Here is a 22,080-nt window from a genome sequence, read left to right on the forward strand (position 1 = left end):
AGTTTTTATTCTGTTTTATAGCTAATTCAAAACTAATTCGGAAAGATATTTTTCAGTCTTTGGGTTAGAAGGTCGACAAAAGAACGCATCAACAATTTTACCATTAGGATCAATCAACGCATAATGCGGTATTCCTAAATGATAAGTGTTTATGTAAAGGAGTTTCATAAAATCATCGTCTATAGCATCTTTGTCGGGGTGTCCTTGGAAGGGAGCTAATAATTGAATATTTTTTAATTTCTTTTGATTAACCATTTTCTTCCATTTTTCTTTTGCTTCTAACTTATCTACGCTAATTCCGATGAACTCTATCGCTTTGTCTTCAAATTGGTTTTCAAGCTTTTTAAGAGAGGGAAATTCCTTTATGCAATTAATGCACCAAGTTGCCCAAAAATCTATATAAACATATTTTCCTCGAAGACTTTCTAATGAAACAATTTCTCCGTTGACATTTTCATAAGAAAAACTTGCTAAATCTCCTTCTGCTTCGTGAAATTTATCGTAAAGGTTAAAAATGTGGTGACCGATACTGTCCGAAGGTTGTTGTTTGTTTATAAAAGCCTCAATAGTTTTGGATTTCCTGAAGTTGTCTTCGCCAAATTGCAATTCTTTATGAAGTGCACTTACCAAGCTTTTAAGAAAATATGTTTTAAAATTTGGATGGTCAATATTTTGATAATAGTTACTTAAACTATCAACTCGGTTTAGTGCAACTAATATTCTTGCAATAACGGATACAAAGTTCTTGCTACTGTTCAATTCATTAGAATCATCTATATTGATGGACATCGCCTTTTCCAGGTCTTTCATAATTGCATCATCAGTAGCTGGATTAGTTTCGAGCATTATCTTATCTATTAATAACTGATTGAAGTATTTATAATCCAATTCTTTTTGTTCGGCTTGCACAAATTGTGGATTTGAAGTGATTTGTTCTAGTTCTTGTTTCAATTTATTAATGTAACTATCACGGAAATAGATAATTTTGTCGCCTGTCTGTTTGGTTATGTAATAATTAGAATACCAGTCAAATTCAGCAGAATATTTTCTTTTTAAGAAATTATTTGGCTCCGAACCTTTACCCGTGATCTTAATGTTATCAGTACCTAAGCTAATATGAATATCTGTGCTAGGTGTTAAGTACAAGTTGATTTGCTTTTCTTTTAAAGCTAAAGTGTAATATCCTGTTGCTAGATGCAGAGCTTCAATTTTATATTCATCAGGTGATTTTATATTATCTATTTGTAACGAATCCCCATATTGATTGAGTAAAAAGATGTCTTGTGATTCTAATTCGTATTTATTATCAACTATATTTAGCGTTATCCTAGTTTTATTAGTTGTGCAACTTGCAAACAACATTAATGCTGCAAGAGTAAAAACCTGTCGAGCAATAATATTCATAATTCTATAGTTTAACTTATTAACCTTAGTTAAGGCTTTTTATTGTATGTGTGGGTTTTAATCAAGCTAGCCTGTTATGAAATGAGTTCATTTTTTACGACATAAATAAGTGGCTAAAGAAGTTATCAGAAAATTTATACTAATTCAAAAAGTTAGGTATTTCATCTGTACGGTTTACCCATTTTCAGATAGAATATAAGCGTCACTTGTTTTTATATCCGAATCCGATAGATGTTTAAAGGTACTAGCAAGTTGACCGTTTTGTAATTTGCTTTCTCGCATTACGAATTTTTGTTCTAAAATCTTAAAATCGTATGTTTTGTGCTGGTTGATGTATGCAGAAAAAGGTCGTCTTGTAATAATGAAGTCTCTCCCAACTTTCATAAGCTTCCACTCTAAATCACTGAATGTCCAGTGGCTATTCCAATTCTTGGTAATCCCTATAGAAGACAAATCGATGCTATGCGACATTAATCCATTAGGTTTTAACCAGTTTTTCATGGCAACAAAAGTGCCGTCCAAATCATCAATGTATTGCAATACAGACTGCGAATAAATAAAGTCTACCGATGCATTATTGATAATTTTAGAATCGTACCAAGGCACATGACATTTTATATATTTATTATTCGGATTTTTAAGATCTAAAATTTCGGATCTAATCGCGTTAAGGCGCTCTTCATTTAAGGACAATTCTAAAACATCATCGTTCAATAGTTTTCTGGGAAACCCATAATGGTCTAATGCAGGAATAACTTTTGGAAACTCATCTTGATTTGGAATATTAGCTCGACTTTTGAACAAATTAACCAGTTCGTTAAAATTATCCAAGTTTCTCTGCGCATCCCAATATTCAATCACATCCAGCGTATGGAGTTGTCGACTGCCACTAAGTAAAGCACAGAATCCGATACCTAAAGACTTACCGGGGCCAAGCTCGGCCACAATTTCCGGAACACCTATTCTATGTTGATTCCAATGATTTAAGTGCCGCATCCATACCGAGTAGCAGTATCTACTTCTTGTTGTACTTCCGCCAGATTTGTACGGTTTTTTTATTCTCAAAAACCGCATTAAAATATTTTTCGCTAAAGGAATAGCCGTCTCTTTATTCATGGTAGCAATTCTTTTCCATAATTTTCATAAACCAATATTAACAACGAGCTATTTACGATACTATACTCATAAGCAGGTTGAAAATTATGTGCTTCAAAAATTGATAAAATTGAACCAGCAAAAAGTGGCTTTAGTTTCATAGGGACACCAATATAACAATAGAATCATTTATTTTTAAGAATTATTCGTTCAAACACCAAATATATCTTTTTAATTGTCATGATAAAGAGTATGTTATAGTACTAATACTAGTTATTGAGAGAGATTGAGATGGCTTATCAAATTATATGAACAAAACGTAGAATACTCGTTTAATTTTGTAAATTTGCCTGCGTTTAATAGCGTAACATGACCACAAACCCTAAGTATATTTTTGTAACAGGCGGTGTGTCTTCCTCTCTGGGAAAGGGCATTATAGCCGCATCTCTAGCCAAACTCTTACAGGCTCAAGGTTACAGGACAACCATTCAGAAATTAGACCCTTATATCAATATAGATCCTGGTACCCTAAATCCATACGAACATGGCGAATGCTATGTTACCGATGATGGTGCAGAAACAGATTTAGACTTAGGGCACTACGAACGATTTTTAAATGTGCCTACTTCACAGGCTAATAACGTCACTACAGGAAGAATTTACCAAAGCGTTATCGATAAGGAACGACGTGGTGAATTTTTAGGAAAAACGGTTCAGGTTATTCCCCATATTACAGACGAAATAAAGCATAGAATTCAAATTCTTGGTAATTCGGGCGATTACGATATAATCATTACAGAAATCGGTGGAACAGTTGGTGATATTGAATCATTACCATATATAGAAGCAGTACGTCAATTACAATGGGAACTTGGCGATTACAATGCCTTAGTGATTCACTTAACATTGATTCCTTATTTATCCGCTGCTGGTGAGTTAAAAACAAAACCTACTCAGCACAGTGTAAAAACCTTAATGGAAAGTGGGGTACATGCCGACGTACTGGTTTGCAGGACCGAACATCAATTAAATAACAGTCTAAAAGAGAAACTCGCGCGCTTTTGTAACGTAAAAAAAGAAGCAGTTATCCAATCGATTGATGCATCTACAATTTATGATGTGCCAAATTTTATGCTAGATGAAGGTCTGGATAAAGTAGTTTTAGAAAAGCTGAATCTTGAAAGTGGTCAACCAGATTTAGAACGTTGGAACGAATTTTTGAAGCGTCACAAAAACCCAAAAAGCGAAGTCACTATAGGTTTAATCGGTAAGTATGTTGAGCTTCAGGATTCTTATAAATCCATTTTAGAAGCTTTTATTCATGCAGGTGCAGAAAATGAAGTTAAGGTTAAAGTAGAAGCTATTCATTCAGAATACCTCAATGAAGATAATATAGAGTTTAAATTAGGGCATTTAGATGGAATCTTAGTAGCACCAGGTTTTGGCGAGCGCGGCGTAGAAGGGAAAATCGATGCAGTAAGATTTGTTAGGGAAAGCAATATTCCATTTTTGGGAATTTGTTTGGGGATGCAAATGGCAGTCATAGAATATGCCAGAAATGTCCTAAATCTCAGTGATGCAAATTCTACGGAGATGGATGAGAGCACAGAGCATCCAGTTATAGATTTAATGGAGTCCCAAAAAAATGTGGTGAATAAAGGTGGTACTATGCGTTTGGGCGCTTGGACTTGTGATATTGTTAAAGATAGTATTGCATTCAAGGTTTACAAAAAAAGCAGTATTCAAGAGCGCCATAGGCACCGTTATGAATTTAATAATGATTTTAAAGCACAAATAGAAACTGCAGGTATGAAAGCCACTGGTCTGAATCCAGAAACCGGACTAGTAGAAATTATTGAAATTCCAGAACACAATTGGTTTGTAGGCGTACAATATCATCCCGAATATAAAAGTACTGTGGCAAATCCGCATCCATTATTTGTAGCATTTGTGGCAGCAGCATTAAAATACAAGAAAAAGAAATAATATGCCACTTTGGCGTTAAATGAATTTTGGACGACTTTTTGAGCGATCTAAATCATTAATTATATATCCGTATTTTCGGAACATATTATGGAAGAAAAGAAACTCGATATCAATTCAATCATAGGATTCATTCTAATATTCGGAATCCTGGTGTACATGATGTATCAAAATACACCTACACCAGAAGAGATTGAAGCACAAAAGCAAGCCGAACAAGAGCAAGTTGAAGCCGAGCAAAAAGCTAGTAAGCAAAATGAAGCCGTAGTTACTACTGCACAAGATTATAGCAGTGCTAAAGTTTTAGATTCTACACAGCTTGCTAAAGCACAAAGTAGATTAGGCTCGCTGTCATACGCACTCACTTTGCCAGGAGAAGAAATGACAACAGTAGAGACCGAAATTTTTCAACTGAAGTTTAAGCGAAACGGCGGTCAACTGGCAGAAGTTAAGTTGAAGAAATTCGTCGATCATGATTCGCTACCGATATACATGGTGAAGGACTTAAATAGTAATTTCAATATTACATTTAGTACCTCAGATAATCGTACGCACAATACCCAAGACTTTCCCTTTCAACCAAGTGTGACAAAAAGCGGGGAAAATACAATTGTATCGATGAAGCTTAAATTCTCCGAGACAGAATTTTTAGAATATAGATACGAATTAAGGCCTAGTGATTATATGATTGATTTTTCAATTAAGTCCCAAGGCTTAAATGGTATATTCAATACATCGCAACCCATTACTTTAGATTGGAGACAAAAAGGAATGCGACATGCCAAGAGTATAAGCTACGAGAATCGTTACACACGGCTCACCTATATGCACGATAAAGACCGTGTTGAGAAACTGTCTCAAATGGGCGATGATGAAGAAACAGTTGAAGATGTAGAGTGGTTATCCTACAGACAACATTTCTTTAGCTCTATTTTGGTAGCTAATGATGCTCCATTTAGTAAGGTAGATATGACTTCACAAAATTTAGTTGAAGACGAAGAAATAGATTCCCTCTTCACTAAGCTGTACACATCTAAAATACCTTTGGCCTTTAGTGGTGGGGAGTTAAATAAAAATATGGGATTGTATTATGGACCAACAGATGCTAAAGTTCTAAAAACTTACGATAGAGATCTCGAGGAAAGTATTCCTTTTGGTTGGGGCATTTTTGGTTGGATTAATAAGGCACTTTTTATTCCATTATTTGCATGGTTGAGTAGCATGTTGCCTTATGGTATAGCTATTATTGTTATGACGGTTTTAGTAAAACTGATGTTGTCTTTTGTACAATACAAACAGTTTTTATCACAAGCCAAATTAAGGATATTAAAACCAGAGTTAGATGCTATTAGAGCCAAGTACAAAGACAATAAGTTAAAGGCACAACAAGAAACCATGGCATTACAGAGCAAGGCTGGCGCAAGTCCACTAAGTGGTTGCTTACCTGGACTGATGCAGATTCCGGTCTTTTATGCCTTATTTATGTTTTTCCCAACGGCTTTTGATTTAAGACAAAAAAGCTTCCTCTGGGTAGACGATTTAAGTTCTTATGATTCTATATTAGAATGGGATACTCATATTCCGATCATTTCAACATTCTATGGAAACCATATGGCTTTATTCCCAATTTTGGCAGCTATAGCGATTTTCTTCTATATGAAAATGACCACAGGCCAACAAACCGCGATGCAAGGACCACCACAAGAAGGAATGCCAGATATGAGCAAGATGATGAAGTATATGATTTATTTCTCGCCATTGTTAATGTTGGTGTTCTTTAATAATTACGCATCGGGATTAAGTTTGTACTACTTTATCTCTAATCTAATCAGTATAGGTATTATGCTAGTGATTAAGAATTACATCATTGATGAAGATAAAGTATTGGCAAAGATTGAAGTGAGTAAGAGCAAGCCTAAAAAGCAAAGTAGATTCCAGAAGAAAATGGCAGAGATGATGGAGCAAGCTGAGCAACAAAAACAGATACAACAAAAACGAAAGAAAAAATAAATTTCCTTGCGGTGTTATAGTGAAAGCCTTGGTAAATACCTAGGCTTTTTTATTTTTAATAAATAATGATATAAACTAAAGAAAGATTAAGAAATGAAGGAGAATATAAAAGCCGAAGTTGTAGAGCAGTTACGAAAAGACATAAGTTTCGGATTTTATGATAGTAACGAATTATTTGAAAACATAGTCGATATGTTTTATGATATAGAAAATTTTGATAAAAATTGGTTGAAGGATGAGATAGAATCGCGACTTGCAAAGCATGAAGACCAAAGTCAGTATTGGGAAAAACCAACTGACTTTGAAAGGCTGAAGGATGCTTTTGATCAGTTGAATGAGAAAGGTATTGTTTCGCTGCATAAAGCAGGATATACAAGGCAAGATGCCGAAAATGATTGCTTAGAAATGATAGATGAACTTAAGGCGATAGGAATAAATGCAAAAGGCTATTGCTACTATCATACTCAAGATCTTGAAAGAGTTCTTGGGGAAGAAAAAATGCTGTTTTTAGGATATGACAGTTACAATGGAGAGGATGAACTTGCAAAGCAAGTGGCTCAAGAAATAGTTGATATTTTAAAGCATAATGGCTTTAATGTCAAATGGAATGGTTCTCTCAATAGTAGAATAGAAGTTTTGGATATAAATTGGAGAAAAACTATAGATGGAATTGATTACAACTATGACAGAATATTTAAGATAATGAGAAATAATCCTGAAATAAAAGATAAAAACGGAAAAAAAGATCCCAAGCCATTTTGGAAATTTTGGTAATAGTTAATATAAGTCTGTCTACTAGTTCTATAAAAAAAACCCAGACATTTGTCTGGGTTTTCTACTAACTAAATCAATCAATATAAAAATGAGGTAATCAGCCTCCACTTTTCTCTTTAATTTGTTGTATCTGGAATTAACACGCTTTCAATAACATGTATTACACCATTATTGGCTTGAACATTTACAACTGTAATATCTATATCTGTATTTCCAGCACCATCGGTAATTTTAGCAGGATTTCCATCGTTACCAGGTAAATTGATTGTAATCATATCACCTTCTAGCGTTGGTGCCATGTCACCATCATTTAAATCTTCAGCTCTTATATTACCATTAGCTACATGGTGAGCTAAAACACTGTTCAATAAATCATCATCAATATCTGCAGGTGAATTCCAGGCCATGTTACTGTTTAGTAAAGCTACAAAAGCATCATTATCTGGTGCAAAAACTGTAAAAGGACCGTCTCCCATTAGAGTAGGTATATACATTGGATCAGCAGCACTGCCATCCGCCTCTGCTAAAGATGCTTCTAAATTATCAAAATTTGGGTCTGCAGTGGCAAATGTCACAACTGTTGGTAAGGCTATAACAGTATCCACAATGTGCACAATACCATTATCTGCCGTGTTGTCTGGATTGTCTACTGTCGATTGTCCGTTAAGAACAACACCGTTAGAAGTATTGAAATAAATATTCAAATTATCACCATCGGCATTAACTGCACCTGTTAACTCATATCCAGCCCCTGCACTAACCAAATCTGTTGATGAAATATCCGAACCACTAATAACATGGTTTAAAAGAATATTGGTAACTAAAGTTTCTTCTTCTGTGGACAAATTATCTAAATCTAATCCAGTGTCGGCTAATAAAGTCGCAAAGGCGTCATTGTCAGGAGCAAATACGGTAAATGGACCATCTCCTTGAAGCACAGATACTAAATCGGTTGCAGTAAGAGCAGCTGCTAGGGAAGATAAGCCACTATCCAAAGCCAACTCCACAACCGTAAACAGTACATTAATAGGTGCACCAGCAACATCTAGCGAGGCACATAAGTTATTGGTGGTAACAATATCAAGTACATCGCCACCAGTAGTAGTACCAAAATTAATAACACTAAGATCTAAGAAATTTGGATCAGTATTATCAGAGGTTTCTGCTACCAAAGTATGTATGGTATATAAACCTGATTCTGTCACATTAAAACTTGGATTAGCGCCAGCTTGCTCAATCACTAAGTTAGTGCCTGATGTTAAAACATAAGTTACATCGTAATTAGCGGGAACTACAATGTCTCCATTAGCAGTAGCACTGATCGAAGCGCTTCCACTTAAGAGTGAAACGGAATCTTCATCTGCTGTAAGAGTTCCAGCGTCTGCTGCACACGCATTTGGATTTTGATCGTTACCATCGTCGTCGTCACTACATCCAGCAACACCTAAAACCAATAGAAATACTGTCAATAGTTTAAGAGTTTTTGAAATAATTTTCATTTTTTTGAGTTTTTAAAATTGTTCAACATTGCTACAAACATTTCAGTTTGTCTAATCAAAAGTACGAAATGATTAAACAAAAAGTTTATCACACATTTATTTTTACAATAATTTTAACACTTGGCTATGCTCAAAAATCGGTTAATCAGTACGATAAAGACGGTAAACGTCACGGTTTGTGGACAAAAAACTACTTTCAGACCGATCAAAAGCGCTATGAAGGTACTTTTAAGCATGGTAAGGAAATAGATACCTTTAACTATTATACCTTATCTAAGGGAAAAAGTGTGTTGAGTGCCACAAAAGTGTTTAACGAAAGGGACAGTATAGCCGAAGTAACATTTTATACCTCTAAAAAGAAAATCATTAGTAAGGGTAAAATGAACGGTAAGCGCTACGTTGGGGAATGGGTGTATTACCATAAGGATTCCCCTAAAAAAATGATTACGGAATATTATAATGAAGAGGGCAAGCTCGAAGGCGAACGTATTGTGTATTATAAAAATGGAAATATTGCCGAGAAATCATTTTACAAAGACGGTGAACTAGATGGTATATCTAAATGGTATGCAGAAGATGATTTATTATTGCGAGAGTCCACCTATGAAGACGGAAAGCTAAATGGTAAAACCGCTAATTATGATGCTGGTGGTAATGTAACCTCTGAAGGTCATTATGGTGGAAATAAAAAAGTAGGTATCTGGAAATACTACAAGAATGGTAAAATCTCCAAGGAAATAGACCATACCAATCAAAAAGTTATCAAAAAATACGAATAGATTTGAGCTATTGAATCAATAGTTTTTACATATGGCAATCACAATGGTATTGCCTTTTTTATTTTGTAATTTTGCCCTTGCTTTACAGACAAATAGCTTTATTAACTCGTCATTTCGAGTATTTTGGCTGTCCCGATAGCTATCGGGATTGAAATGTATCGAGAAAAAGAGTGGATTTATTTAAGTCAATGAACATGAAACGCGTTATTGTAGGACTTTCGGGAGGTGTAGACTCTAGTGTCGCAGCCTATCTCTTAAAAGAGCAGGGTTACGAGGTTATAGGCTTGTTTATGAAAAACTGGCACGATGATTCCGTGACCATTTCAGATGAATGCCCTTGGCTAGAAGATAGTAATGATGCCATGTTGGTGGCGGATAAGTTGGGTATTCCGTTTCAAACTGTCGACTTAAGCGTACAGTACAAAGAACGTATTGTGGATTATATGTTCAATGAATACGAAAAAGGCCGGACACCAAATCCAGATGTGTTATGCAATCGTGAGATAAAGTTCGATGTCTTTATGGATATTGCCATGGAACTAGGCGCAGATTATGTAGCTACAGGGCATTATTGTCGTAAAGCAACCATAGAAAAAGATGGGCAACACATCCATCAACTATTGGCAGGGGTAGATAATAACAAAGATCAATCCTACTTTTTATGTCAGTTGTCCCAAGCACAACTGGCTAAAGCCCTGTTTCCCATAGGAGAACTTACCAAGCCAGAAGTACGGAAAATTGCTAAAGCTCAAGATTTAATCACAGCCGAGAAGAAAGATTCCCAAGGCCTTTGTTTTATAGGTAAGGTACGACTACCAGAATTTTTGCAACAACAACTCAAACCCAAAGAAGGTGTTATTGTTGAGGTTGATGAGTCTTTAGATGTTTATAATCAAAGTCAGCCAGAGTTTAATACAAAAGAAAGTGAATTGGCATTTTTAGCAAAGAAACCTGAATACACAATTTCCGATGGAAAAGTGGTAGGTCAGCATCAAGGTGCACATTACTTCACTAAGGGTCAACGTAAAGGATTGGCTGTTGGTGGTACCAAAGAACCACTATTTGTCATTGAAACTGACGTTGAAGAGAATGTTATCTATACAGGGCAAGGTAAAAATCATCCAGGTTTGTTACGCAATGTCTTATTTGTTTCTAATAGTGAATTGCATTGGGTACGCGAAGACTTAGCTTTAAAGGAAGATGAGACTATGGAAGTGATGGCAAGAATTCGTTATAGACAACCATTGGAAAAAGCAACACTTCATAAAGTCAATTCTGGACTTTACGTTGAATTTAAAAACAAGCAATCTGCCATTACCGAAGGCCAATTTGTAGCTTGGTACGTCAACGACGAATTATTAGGCTCTGGTGTTATCTCATAGATCACTAATGATCTCATAATGTTAGAATGTTAGTTTGAGTGTCCCGACGCTTGCTGTCGGAATGTATCTATAACTTTTATAACTGGTAAAACCTCTCGATGCAACAAGCTATCGCTTGCCACTCGAAGTGACATAGTTAAAATTATCCCATTAACATTCGCTAAATTCACTCGAATTGACGAATTTTATGGCAATTAACATAAAATCATGATTAACAGAATCACCTCACTCTTTAACATCAAGTATCCCATTGTCCAAGCAGGAATGATCTGGAATAGTGGTTGGCGTTTAGCGTCTGCAGCCAGTAATTCAGGTATTTTAGGATTAATAGGCGCAGGTTCTATGTACCCTGAGGTTCTGCGGGAGCACATCCAGAAATGTACAGCCGCGACCGATAAGCCCTTTGGTGTTAATGTGCCAATGCTCTATCCCAATATTGAAGAGATTATGGATATCATTGTTGCCGAAGGGGTGAAAATTGTCTTCACGTCGGCTGGAAATCCTAAAACCTGGACCTCATGGTTGCAAGACAAAGGGATTACGGTAGTCCATGTGGTAAGTAGCGTCAAATTTGCACTAAAAGCCCAAGCCGCAGGTGTCGATGCGGTTGTAGCTGAAGGTTTTGAAGCAGGAGGTCATAACGGACGCGATGAAACGACAACCTTAACGTTGATTCCGATGGTGAAAGAACAATTAGAGATACCATTAATAGCTGCGGGAGGTATCGCTACTGGTAGAGCGATGTTGGCTTGTATGATCCTTGGAGCCGATGGTGTACAGGTAGGTAGTCGATTTGTAGCCAGTGAGGAATCCTCAGCACATCAGGATTTTAAACAAGTGGTAGTGGATGCCAAAGAAGGAGACACTCAATTGACCTTAAAGGAATTGGCGCCAGTACGTTTGATTAAAAATAAGTTTTATAGCGAAGTACAGGAGCTTTATAAAACAGGCCCATCTGTTGAAGAGTTGAAAACTTTATTAGGCAGGGCCAGAGCCAAACGAGGTATGTTTGAAGGCGATTTAGAGGATGGAGAGCTCGAAATTGGTCAAATCTCAGGCTTAATTCACGATATCAAACCCGTAGCCGAGATTGTACAAGATATGGTCGCTGAGTTTGAGGAAGCTAAAAAGAGTATTACTTCACTTTAGATAAAACTACGTAGTTCTATATATTGATTTTCTGGGGTTTAAAAGCTACTAGGGCATAAGTTATATCATTATTGGATGTTAATTTATGCTAAGTATAGAACCAGATTTTGTTTAAGCGTTATTTGTCAACCTATCCATTAACAACAAATATAGTTGTAATCCGTAAAACAACTAATTTGGTTGTTAATTAAAATTCAACTATATTTGTTGTATGGATAGTGTAGAGTTAGTTATTATTGGCGATGTTATTAAATCAAGGAAAAAATTTGATCCAAAGGAATGGAATCATTTTCATCAAATGATTAACAAGATTAACCAGGAATTTAGCTCATCGTTGAAAATCCCTCTTACAATATATGCTGGGGACAGCTTTGGAGGAATTTGTGATAACGTTGATTCAGCAACTAAGATTGTATTGGCTATTCAAGAATATCAAGGTCATCATAAATCAAGAGTGGTTTTGATTGAGGATAAGGTCGCTTATGGATTGGACAAGAAAAACTTTTTAACATTAGAAGGTCCGGCGCTATGGAAAAGCGAAAATCAGCTTAAAGAACTGAAAAAAAAATCGTCATTTTTTTTAGCAGATCTTAAGGATGAATTAAAAACAATTGCTATTAATACAATTTTAAACTTAATTTTATCAATCCGAGATGGTTGGAGCAAAATAGAATGGGAAGTTTACAAAAATGCAGGATTAGAAATTAAACAGAAAGAATTAGCTCTTAAATTGGGAGTAACTCAACAGTATATTTCAAAAATCATAAAAACCTCAAAGCTAAAACTAGTCAACGAGGCTGAAACTAATCTAATATCAATACTAAATGGAATCAATAATTACATTCATAAAGACTAACAATACTTTGGTTAAAGGGTTGATTATAATAATTGGGTATTTTATCACATTTTTTATCACCAACTTACTAGTAAAAAAGATAGTACTCGAAGGGAAAAGGAAAATTGATGTTGATGGCGATGGGGATATTGACGAAAATGATAAGAAAATAATTAAAGATGGCTATATAATCGGCAAATGCGAGAATATTATAATTTTAAGTTTTGTATTAGCAGGGGAAATAACAGGACTTGCTTTAATTTTTGCTGCAAAAAGTTTAGCTAGGCAAAAACAAATAAATGACAACGCTGGATTTTTTCTTGCCGGTACAATGCTTAACTTCACAGCCACTTTAGTGATAGCATTCATTTTAAAACATATCTTAACCATAATACCACAATGATGTTTGATCTCGAAAACATAATCCATATATAAGCCTATAGCTACTGAACAAGTGTGAAATTTTAAGTTTAGTTCGTAAGCACAACGATCAATCATACATTCAAGAATAAATTAAAACCCTAATCACAAAACCATTACCTTCGCGGCATGGTTTTGCGTCACTATATAAAAGAATTTCAATACAACCTAAAACTAGCTTCGCCAGTGATGCTAGGCATGCTTGGGCATACCTTTGTGAGCTTTATAGACAATGTCATGGTTGGGCAATTAGGTTCTGCAGAACTGGCTGCGGTATCTCTGGGAAATAGCTTTGTTTTTATTGCCATGTCTTTGGGTATTGGATTTTCAACAGCCATTACACCATTAGTTGCTGAAGCCGATTCTGAGCAGAATTTTCCCCAAGGGAAATCCGTATTTAAACATGGCTTTTTTTTGTGTTCTGTATGGGGTATACTTTTGTTCTTAATCACATTACTGGCAAAACCTTTAATGTATGTTATGGATCAGCCAGAAGAAGTAGTTGTATTGGCAGTTCCCTATTTAGATTTAGTAGCTTTTTCTTTAGTGCCATTAATTATGTTTCAGGCATTCAAGCAGTTTAGTGATGGCTTATCACTTACAAAGTATCCTATGTTTGCAACAATCGTTGCCAATATTCTAAATGTAGCCATCAACTATGTGCTGATTTTTGGAAAGTTTGGTTTTCCCCAAATGGGTATTGTTGGCGCTGCAGTTGGGACCTTAGTATCACGCTTTGTGATGTTGTTTTTTCTTTGGTGGTTATTGGCACAACGAAACAAATCCAAAGCCTATGTTACCAACATTAAATTCTTCGAACTAAGCAAAAAACCTTTGAAAAGAATAACTAATCTAGGATTGCCAAGTGCTATGCAAATGTTTTTTGAGATCGCCGTTTTTACAGCCGCTGTTTGGCTTAGCGGCCTTTTGGGAAAAAATGTACAGGCAGCCAATCAGATTGCCTTAAACTTGTCATCTATGACCTTTATGGTAGCAATGGGATTGAGTGTCGCAGCTATGGTACGTGTTGGTAACCAAAAAGGATTGAAAGACTACATCAACCTAAAACGCATCGCCGAATCCATATTTTTGATAGGTTTTATGTTTGCCGTTCTATTTGCTTTACTATTTGTAGTATTTCATAAAGCACTACCAGATTTGTATGTTGATCTAGACAATCCAGCTAATGTCATGGATACGGCTGAGGTAGTTAAGATTGCAGCGACCTTATTGCTAGCAGCTGCTGTATTTCAGATTAGTGATAGTTTTCAAGTTATCGCACTTGGAGCTTTACGTGGTTTGCAGGATGTCAGGATTCCGACGTTGATTACGTTTATTTCGTATTGGGTTGTTGGTTTTCCGATAAGTTATTTTCTAGGAAAGGAAGCCGCTTATGGTAGTTTAGGGATATGGTTTGGCTTAATAGCAGGATTGACTACTGCAGCAAGTTTGTTGTATGTACGGTTTAATTATTTGACGAAAAAGTTGATAGCTAAGTAAAGTGTCACCTTGAGCGCAGTCGAAAGGTCTTTTACGTGCTATCATTATTAGGGTAACGACTCACTTCGATTGTAGTTTACCCTGTATGTGTCACACTTAGCCAGAGGAAGTTCAGTCGAACGGCTCAGTGACCAACCCCCAGCAGAACTATCGAGAAGTCTTTTCAATTCAAGCAGTTATCGATATAACTTTCTTACTTGGACTATGTTTCGACAAGACTTCGACAAGCTCAGCCTGACACGCTTAGTTACAGAGAGAATCACTCGAACTGACATCTAGGTTTTAATAGTACTTAACTCCTAACTAAATTTGTATTTTTGTACTATAACTAGTACGCTTCAAGCAACGTGCTTCAAACCTCAAACTAAAGAAATGGAATTACCCAAATTCATACTAGGTGATAATACTGATCATCCTGATGCTATTTATATCATTCACACAGAGTTTCCAAGGTTTATCATCAACCTAGAAAATGACGAAGTAGAATGGTTTGAAGAATTTGACCAACACGACCAAAAGGAACTAGAGACCGAAACCGAAAATTATATCAGACAAGCTACGGAGTTTTACGATAGGGAAGTAGCACGTTACGACGACTAATGCTCGATAAGCTTTTAGACTTAGATACCGAACTTTTTGTATATCTCAATGGCCTTGGATCGCCATCATGGGACTGGTTATGGTTGGCCATAACCAACAAAATTACCTTTGTGCCGCTATATGCTTTACTATTATTCCTTATTTATAGAAAATTGGGATGGAAAGCCTTACTATTGATTATGGTAAGCATTACGCTAATGATTTTGTTTACAGACCAAATGACTAATGTAGTAAAGCGTTCAGTGTTACGATTTAGACCCTGCGCTTGTGATGAAATCAAAGATACTATTCGTTTTATTGCAGAACGCTGTAGCTCTAACCGTAGTTTTTTCTCTGGGCATGCGTCCAATTCTATGGCAGCAGCAGTTTTTGGTGGCTTAGTATTACGTCCTTATTTTAAAAATCTCATTTTTATACTTCTGTTTTGGGCATTTTTAGTTGCCTACAGTCGTATTTATGTAGGTGTACATTTCCCAGTAGATATTATATGCGGAATGACCTTTGGCGCTTTAGCAGGCTTTGGTTTTTATAGATTAAACAAGTACTTATTGAAACGGTTTCTTAATACCTAGCTTACTCTTTTCGAGAAAGGCGATACATCTTATTCACTAATCTAGACCGATGTGCTCTTGTGTCTTTTTGGGCCGTATTTAAGTCGTAAGTGGCAATGAATACAATGTGATATAATTCTGAAAGCTCTTTAATGTCTTCGAGGTTTTCGTTGCCAATTAATAGATTAAATTCTCTCTCGGCAGGAATGATTAAACCTTCTTCTGTTTTTAACTTAGGAATTTTATCACCAAAATGGTATATCGCTTCTGGAGACACGTAATTTAAACTATACAAAGGGATATTTGTGTTGATTAATTCCGAAACGGGTTTGTAATCCTCTTGTACTTGAATTTTTGACAAAGGTAATCCTACAAAACCAACACTCATTATGAAGCAGATTAATAAATAAAATGCATTTTTAATCTTTTTTGTTTTTAGATTTTTAAATAATAAAATAGAAATACAAAGTAAGATGATTGATAGAATAATAAATCTCATTAAAACCCATCCAGTCAAAACTGACCCAAGGAAAAAGCCAAATACCCAAAATAAAAAACCAACAATACCAATCAATCCAAATTGTATATACACAGGAATCGTTTCTCGAATATCTTTCAGATTTTTGAACTCACGGATTAAATAATCTATATAAAACCCAATATTGATGGCCAAAGGAATCAATACTGGCATTAAGTAACGCGATTTCTTTTCAGGAATTACAGATAAGAGAATCACGGCAATAATCGTCCAGAAAAAGCTAAATCGGTAAGCCTTTAAATTTGAAACACGAGATTTCATATAAGGATAAAGCAAACTCACAAATGCTGCGATGGTCCAAATACCACTCTGTACAAAGAAGCTCCAGTAATAATAGAAAGGTCTTACATTGTAACTGCTCCAATTTGAAGTTTCTTTTGAAGCGATAGCGGTAAATGTCTCAGGATCTGCTATCCGAACATAAAAATACCACCAGCCACCCAGAACAATTCCAAAAATCAAAAGACTTATGAGCTTCAAAAAGTGTAGAAGGTTTCCTTTTAATTTAAAGGCAATAGCATAAGCAATCACAAAAGACAAAAACAATACGTAAAGTGATACAGGTCCTTTAGACAATACAGAACCCGCTAAAAATATAACGAATAGTAAGCTTTGTACAATGCTTGTCTTTTCATTTTTAAGCATTATATAAAGCTGGTAAAGTGCCATCAGCATAAAACCATGCGCGTAAATATCCCAAGGAGCTTCTATGATAATCCCAATGACATAAAACGAACTTAAAACTACAAATCCGTTGATTAAACTATGGGATTTGCCAAGTTCTAGTGTCTTTGATAGCAAATAGGTGGAAATACCAATACTGGCAAGAAACAGGAGTGCAGACCAACGTAATGCCAATACCGATTTTATTCCAAAAAGCATTCCAAAAAAAGCCGTAATCCAAGTTGGTAAGGGTGGTTTTTGGTAACGCGCTTCGCCATTCATGGTGGTTAAAATCCAATTCCCATCAGTGAGCATTTCTCTAGCTGATATAAAATTGCGAGCTTCCATAATGGTGACAGGAACGGCATCAATGGTAAACCCTAACATCACCATGACGAAAAGGATTAGGCTTAAAATCGGATATTTTTCTATAAGCCTCATCATTTGTTTCGTCGCATTAAATAGGCATTACGTGCATAAATAATCATGCCAAATAAATGTCCAACAAATAAAACAGGATCTTCCCTAATAATTGCATAGGTTAAAATTAAGGCGGCTCCCGTTAAGCTTAAAACCCAAAATCCCATAGGTAAGGTAGATTCTTTATGTCGCTCAGCATGAATCCATTGATATACAAATCGAAGTGTAAATATGATTTGAGCAACGATTCCAAGTATCAATAACCAGACAGGAATAGATTCGTTTTTAAATAAAAGCTCAATATCGATTTTGTTGTTATTGTAATAGAAAATAACAATCAAGACAGGGACTAAAAATAGAAAATAGCGCATAAATACAGGGTACTTTTTCCATTGCCCTTGTAATTGTAAATTTCTTATATAGATAAAATAAGTTAAACTTTGACCTAGCATGATTGCAAAGTCTAATCTAAGATAACCATAGACAAATAGTAAAAAGGATGCAATTAGGCTTAAGGTCCAAAAAATACTTGGAGTAATAACTTTACGTTGTCTTTCGGATGTTATCCACTGAATAATAAGACGCGCAGAGAATAGTATCTGAGCTATAAATCCGATGCTGTAAATTAACCAATCCTTCATTTACTGGTTTTAGCTACATCGTAGTTGATATATTTTTTTTTCATCCATAAGTATGCAAAACAGTCCATCAAAGGGCCAATGAGACGGTTCCAAAGACCAAATTTTGCAGTACCAGCAATTCTTGGAAAATGACGCACTGGAATTTGGGTGACCCTCCCATTTTGTAGCATAATCATTGCAGGTAAAAAACGATGTAGACCTCTAAACATTGGGATACGTTTGGCATATTCGGTTTTTATGATTTTAAGAGGACAGCCTGTATCATCCATACCATCTTTAGTGAAAGCACGCCTAATACCATTGGCTATTTTAGATGACATATTTTTTACGAATGAATCTTTACGGTCTGCACGCACACCAGTTACCAAGTCATGGGTGTCAATGTGCTCTAATAGAATGTTAAAGTCTTCAGGAGCAGTTTGAAGATCAGAATCTATATAACCAACTAATTTGGTATCAGCATAGTCAAAGCCCGCTTTAATAGCAGCACTCAAGCCCTTATTTTCTTTAAAAAGAACATATTCGAAAGCTTCATTTCGTTCACAGATGCTTTCAATTAAAGTTTGGGAATTGTCCTTTGAGCCATCATTAACAAACAAGACAGAAGCAGGAACCTTGGCAATCTTTAGATAATTGGATAATTCGGTTTCAACGCGTTCAAGATTATCCTCTTCATTATATACAGGAACAATGATAGTTAACTCGTATTTCATGCTGTTAATAGAATTTCTGGCACAAAAGTATGCTTTTTTAGTATTACAGCGAATGCATATTGTTTTAAACCTAAAAATCGCTTTACTTTGCCCCAAATTGTTTATAAACTTAACCATGAATATTTTAGTCACCGGAATAGCAGGTTTTATTGGTTCTCATACTGCGGAACGTTTATTGAGTTTAGGTCACAATGTGGTGGGAGTAGATAATTTTTGTGATTACTACAGTTTAGAGCTAAAGAAAATGAACGCTAAGGCTGTTAAGGATAAGGGTGCTGAGATCATAAAGATGGATTTAAGACATCCTGAAGCATATCACCAATTGTCTAAGAGTTTTCATTATATCTTTCATTTTGCGGCACAACCAGGTATTTCGCAAACGTCTACTTTTGAGGATTACTTTACGAACAATATCATCGCTACAAAGCACCTTATTGATTTTGCTTTGGAATGCAAGGATTTAAAGCTATTTGTTAATATTGGTACATCCTCTATTTATGGTTTAGAAGCAACATATCCTGAAGATGTTATGGCCAAGCCAGCATCGCACTATGGCGTTACTAAATTGGCAGCAGAACAATTAGTGCTTCAAAAGAGTAGGGAGTTGCAAATGCAAGCCTGTAGCTTACGTTTATATTCTGTAATTGGCCCAAGAGAGCGTCCGGAGAAAATGTACACGAAATTGATCGACTTAGGTTTAAAGGACAAACCGTTCCCGCTATATGAAGGAAGTGATAAGCATTTAAGAAGTTTTACTTATGTTGGTGATATAGTAGATGGAATTGTCAGTGTCATTGGCAATGAAGATAAGGTCGATGGAGAGATCTTTAACCTTGGTACCGAAGTAGAGCATACAACACAAGATGGTATTGATGCTGTTGCAGAAGTATTGGGAAAAGAGATAAAAATTGATATTAAACCCAAACGTGCAGGCGATCAGTTAAGGACTAAAGCCAACATAGATAAAGCCAGACGTTTACTGAATTACAATCCACAAACCACATTGATTGAAAGTGTACGTTCACAGGTTGAATGGTTTAAGGCGAATTGTGTTTAATAGTCACTTCGAGTGAAATTCTGAAAGAATTTAGTATTGAGAAGCAGATATTAGTTTTCTTGTTTTAGATGTATCTCGACGTTTTCACTTCGACTCTAGTTTACCCTGAGCGCACGAGTGTTGCTGAAGCTTCTCGGCCGTCGTAGATTCTTGCTACTAAGGCAAAGTCGGCAACGTAAGCACAGTCGAAGTGCTCACTGACTGCTTTTGGCAAACTCAAACTGACGAAAATCTCTTCTTACAATCCTAACAAATATTCCGCTGCTGCAAACGGCGTAGTTTTTCCGGCTTCTACCAATGCAATTTGCGTTTTTAGCTCAACTTTTATTTTTTCAGATTTGTAGAAATCTGATTTTAAGCGTTCTTCAATAGTCTGTAGTAACCAAAATTTATTCTGGTTATTTCTATTATGCTCAAAATAATCGTTAGAAGATGTTGTTTTTAAATAGTCTTGGATTAATTCCCATATATCTGAAATGCCTTCCTGTTTTAAGGCACTGCATAAGGATACTCTAGGCGACCAACCAGAGTCTTTTTCGGGATAGAGATGTAAAGCTCTGTTGAATTCAACTTTGGCAGATTTAGCAGCTTTTAAATTATCGCCATCTGCTTTATTGATAACGATAGCATCAGCCATTTCAATAATACCGCGTTTAATACCTTGCAATTCGTCGCCTGCACCAGCAAGTTTTAGCAATAAAAAGAAATCAACCATGCTATGCACGGCAGTTTCGCTTTGTCCAACTCCAACCGTTTCAATGATAATCGTATCAAAGCCAGCCGCTTCACAAAGAATAATGGTTTCTCTCGTTTTTCTGGCAACACCACCAAGGGAATCACCAGAAGGCGAAGGTCGTATAAATGCATTTTTATCCTTCACTAAATCTTCCATTCGGGTTTTATCACCAAGAATACTCCCTTTACTCAATGTACTACTTGGGTCTACGGCCAAGACCGCAACTTTTTTGCCAATGTCAGTAAGAAAACTTCCAAAGGCCTCTATAAATGTGCTTTTACCTACACCTGGCACACCTGTAATACCAATCCTAACAGAATTGTTGGCATGTGGTAAACAGGCTGTAATAATATCATGTGCTTTTGCAGTATGTGTTTCATTGGTGCTTTCTACCAAAGTTATGGCCCTACTTAAATCGGTAATATTTCCTGAAGTAATGCCAGCTACTAAATCGTTTACTGATGGTTGTTTTTTTCGCTTTGCCTTAATGGATTTAGCTGAATCGGTACTTAGTGTTTTAGGAGGTTTTATACCTTTTTGTTCTTGCAAAGCTGGCTTATATGTTTTATTTGATTTGGCCACTTTGTATTTAAGGATTATAGGGATAAGTCTGCATAGGAATTTCAATTAATGTCTGATCCCAAGCCATAGTCAGTTTTAAATTCCCAGTTTTATTATCAAAGGCTATGGTGAATTTTTCAACGGTTTCTTCAATATTTTGCTTTTGGACTTCTATTTCTATGGCATCGAAATTGGGATCCCACATGGGTTGCATTTTTTCGTTAACGCCCCATTCGTATTGCTTGGTGTTAAACATTACTTTCCATGATTGTTCCATAGGTACGGTCCAAAGTGTATATTTTCCTTTCTTTAAAAGCATACCATCGATCATTAAGTCCTTGTTGGTTTCAAAAGTAGTAGCCTCATTAGCACCAGTTCGCCATACTTTATTGTAAGGAACAAGAGCGCCAAAAATAGCACGGTCACGTTTGGAGGGTCTATTATATTCTACTTTTAACTTTAAATCATTGAGTGTGATTTTAGCGGTATCCTTTGGACTCAATCGAGGAGAAAATATGTTTTCTACAAATGTACAATACACTAGCAATCCAATGGCTATTATGGATAATAGAATGAGTAAGCGCTTTAGCATAATTATAAATCTTAGGCAGTTCTAATAGCGAATTTAGTTTAAATTTTAAAGATAACTCAATTCATTAAATTTATAGAACAGAACGCTTAATTTTAAAGAAATCTTATAAAATTTCATTTTTTTGCCACACTTAGTTTTTTGTGTCGTCTTTAGAGTGAAACCAATCAAGAAAACCAAT

The 22,080-nt window shown here is 35.8% G+C and carries 20 protein-coding genes; 12 read left to right on the top strand and 8 right to left on the bottom strand.

Features of this window, described 5'->3' with window-relative positions; all coding sequences use genetic code 11:
* Positions 1–21: 21 nt before the first annotated feature.
* Entirely contained in the window at positions 22–1,404 is a 1,383-nt protein-coding gene (locus Q0972_RS04740) for a TlpA disulfide reductase family protein (protein WP_299363271.1), read from the bottom strand.
* Positions 1,405–1,578: 174 nt separating this feature from the next.
* Positions 1,579–2,520 (bottom strand): methyltransferase domain-containing protein, encoded by a 942-nt coding sequence (locus tag Q0972_RS04745; RefSeq protein ID WP_299363274.1) that lies wholly within the window; start codon positions 2,518–2,520, stop codon positions 1,579–1,581.
* 348 nt (positions 2,521–2,868) lie between these two features.
* Between Q0972_RS04745 and Q0972_RS04750 the strand changes: the two genes are divergently transcribed.
* The 3 genes from Q0972_RS04750 (at position 2,869) to Q0972_RS04760 (ending at position 7,266) form a co-directional block, all read left to right on the top strand.
* Positions 2,869–4,485 carry a CTP synthase gene (locus Q0972_RS04750; protein ID WP_299363277.1) on the top strand — a complete coding sequence of 539 codons (1,617 nt, stop codon included), beginning with the start codon at positions 2,869–2,871 and terminating at the stop codon, positions 4,483–4,485.
* 87 nt (positions 4,486–4,572) lie between these two features.
* Positions 4,573–6,492, top strand: coding sequence for a membrane protein insertase YidC (yidC, locus tag Q0972_RS04755; protein WP_299363278.1), 1,920 nt, complete (start codon positions 4,573–4,575; stop codon positions 6,490–6,492).
* Positions 6,493–6,585: 93 nt separating this feature from the next.
* Complete coding sequence (locus tag Q0972_RS04760) at positions 6,586–7,266, top strand: hypothetical protein (protein WP_299363280.1); 681 nt, start codon at positions 6,586–6,588, stop codon at positions 7,264–7,266.
* Positions 7,267–7,382: 116 nt separating this feature from the next.
* Here Q0972_RS04760 and Q0972_RS04765 read toward each other — a convergent pair whose 3' ends face one another.
* Positions 7,383–8,765, bottom strand: a complete 1,383-nt coding sequence (locus Q0972_RS04765; RefSeq protein ID WP_299363283.1) for a fasciclin domain-containing protein — start codon at positions 8,763–8,765, stop codon at positions 7,383–7,385.
* Positions 8,766–8,833: 68 nt separating this feature from the next.
* Here Q0972_RS04765 and Q0972_RS04770 point away from each other — a divergent pair, with 68 nt between their 5' ends.
* The 8 genes from Q0972_RS04770 (at position 8,834) to Q0972_RS04805 (ending at position 16,002) form a co-directional block, all read left to right on the top strand.
* A complete protein-coding gene (locus Q0972_RS04770; protein WP_299363285.1) occupies positions 8,834–9,544 on the top strand; it encodes a toxin-antitoxin system YwqK family antitoxin in 711 nt (236 codons plus the stop codon).
* Positions 9,545–9,738: 194 nt separating this feature from the next.
* On the top strand, positions 9,739–10,926 hold the full coding sequence (mnmA, locus tag Q0972_RS04775) for a tRNA 2-thiouridine(34) synthase MnmA (RefSeq protein ID WP_299363287.1): 1,188 nt from the start codon (positions 9,739–9,741) through the stop codon (positions 10,924–10,926).
* Positions 10,927–11,133: 207 nt separating this feature from the next.
* Positions 11,134–12,075 (top strand): nitronate monooxygenase, encoded by a 942-nt coding sequence (locus Q0972_RS04780; RefSeq protein ID WP_299363289.1) that lies wholly within the window; start codon positions 11,134–11,136, stop codon positions 12,073–12,075.
* Positions 12,076–12,286: 211 nt separating this feature from the next.
* Positions 12,287–12,931: a SatD family protein gene (locus Q0972_RS04785; protein ID WP_299363291.1), complete on the top strand. Its 645-nt coding sequence runs from the start codon at positions 12,287–12,289 to the stop codon at positions 12,929–12,931.
* Positions 12,900–13,313 (top strand): hypothetical protein, encoded by a 414-nt coding sequence (locus Q0972_RS04790; RefSeq protein WP_299363296.1) that lies wholly within the window; start codon positions 12,900–12,902, stop codon positions 13,311–13,313. Before Q0972_RS04785 ends, Q0972_RS04790 begins: the two co-directional genes overlap by 32 nt.
* Before the next feature lie 146 nt (positions 13,314–13,459).
* On the top strand, positions 13,460–14,830 hold the full coding sequence (locus Q0972_RS04795) for an MATE family efflux transporter (RefSeq protein WP_299363298.1): 1,371 nt from the start codon (positions 13,460–13,462) through the stop codon (positions 14,828–14,830).
* Positions 14,831–15,202: 372 nt separating this feature from the next.
* The gene (locus tag Q0972_RS04800) at positions 15,203–15,430 is read left to right on the top strand and encodes a hypothetical protein (protein WP_299363301.1); all 228 of its coding nucleotides are present in this window, start codon (positions 15,203–15,205) and stop codon (positions 15,428–15,430) included.
* Positions 15,430–16,002, top strand: coding sequence for a phosphatase PAP2 family protein (locus Q0972_RS04805; protein WP_299363303.1), 573 nt, complete (start codon positions 15,430–15,432; stop codon positions 16,000–16,002). The genes Q0972_RS04800 and Q0972_RS04805 overlap by 1 nt, the downstream gene beginning before the upstream one ends.
* A gap of 1 nt (position 16,003) precedes the next feature.
* Here the strand turns inward: Q0972_RS04805 and Q0972_RS04810 are convergent, their stop codons facing one another.
* The 3 genes from Q0972_RS04810 to Q0972_RS04820 are packed head-to-tail and all read right to left on the bottom strand — an operon-like array spanning position 16,004 to position 18,956.
* Positions 16,004–17,626, bottom strand: coding sequence for a glycosyltransferase (locus Q0972_RS04810; RefSeq protein ID WP_299363305.1), 1,623 nt, complete (start codon positions 17,624–17,626; stop codon positions 16,004–16,006).
* A complete protein-coding gene (locus Q0972_RS04815) occupies positions 17,623–18,243 on the bottom strand; it encodes a lipid-A-disaccharide synthase N-terminal domain-containing protein (RefSeq protein ID WP_299363308.1) in 621 nt (206 codons plus the stop codon). Before Q0972_RS04815 ends, Q0972_RS04810 begins: the two co-directional genes overlap by 4 nt.
* Entirely contained in the window at positions 18,240–18,956 is a 717-nt protein-coding gene (locus tag Q0972_RS04820; protein ID WP_299363312.1) for a glycosyltransferase, read from the bottom strand. The genes Q0972_RS04815 and Q0972_RS04820 overlap by 4 nt, the downstream gene beginning before the upstream one ends.
* A gap of 115 nt (positions 18,957–19,071) precedes the next feature.
* Between Q0972_RS04820 and Q0972_RS04825 the strand changes: the two genes are divergently transcribed.
* Positions 19,072–20,013, top strand: a complete 942-nt coding sequence (locus tag Q0972_RS04825; RefSeq protein ID WP_299363351.1) for an NAD(P)-dependent oxidoreductase — start codon at positions 19,072–19,074, stop codon at positions 20,011–20,013.
* A gap of 238 nt (positions 20,014–20,251) precedes the next feature.
* Here Q0972_RS04825 and meaB read toward each other — a convergent pair whose 3' ends face one another.
* Entirely contained in the window at positions 20,252–21,331 is a 1,080-nt protein-coding gene (meaB, locus tag Q0972_RS04830; RefSeq protein WP_299363315.1) for a methylmalonyl Co-A mutase-associated GTPase MeaB, read from the bottom strand.
* Positions 21,332–21,338: 7 nt separating this feature from the next.
* Positions 21,339–21,902 carry a DUF2911 domain-containing protein gene (locus Q0972_RS04835; protein WP_299363317.1) on the bottom strand — a complete coding sequence of 188 codons (564 nt, stop codon included), beginning with the start codon at positions 21,900–21,902 and terminating at the stop codon, positions 21,339–21,341.
* Positions 21,903–22,080 lie beyond the last annotated feature (178 nt).

Source organism: Winogradskyella sp. (assembly GCF_028282165.1).
GTDB lineage: Bacteria > Bacteroidota > Bacteroidia > Flavobacteriales > Flavobacteriaceae > Winogradskyella.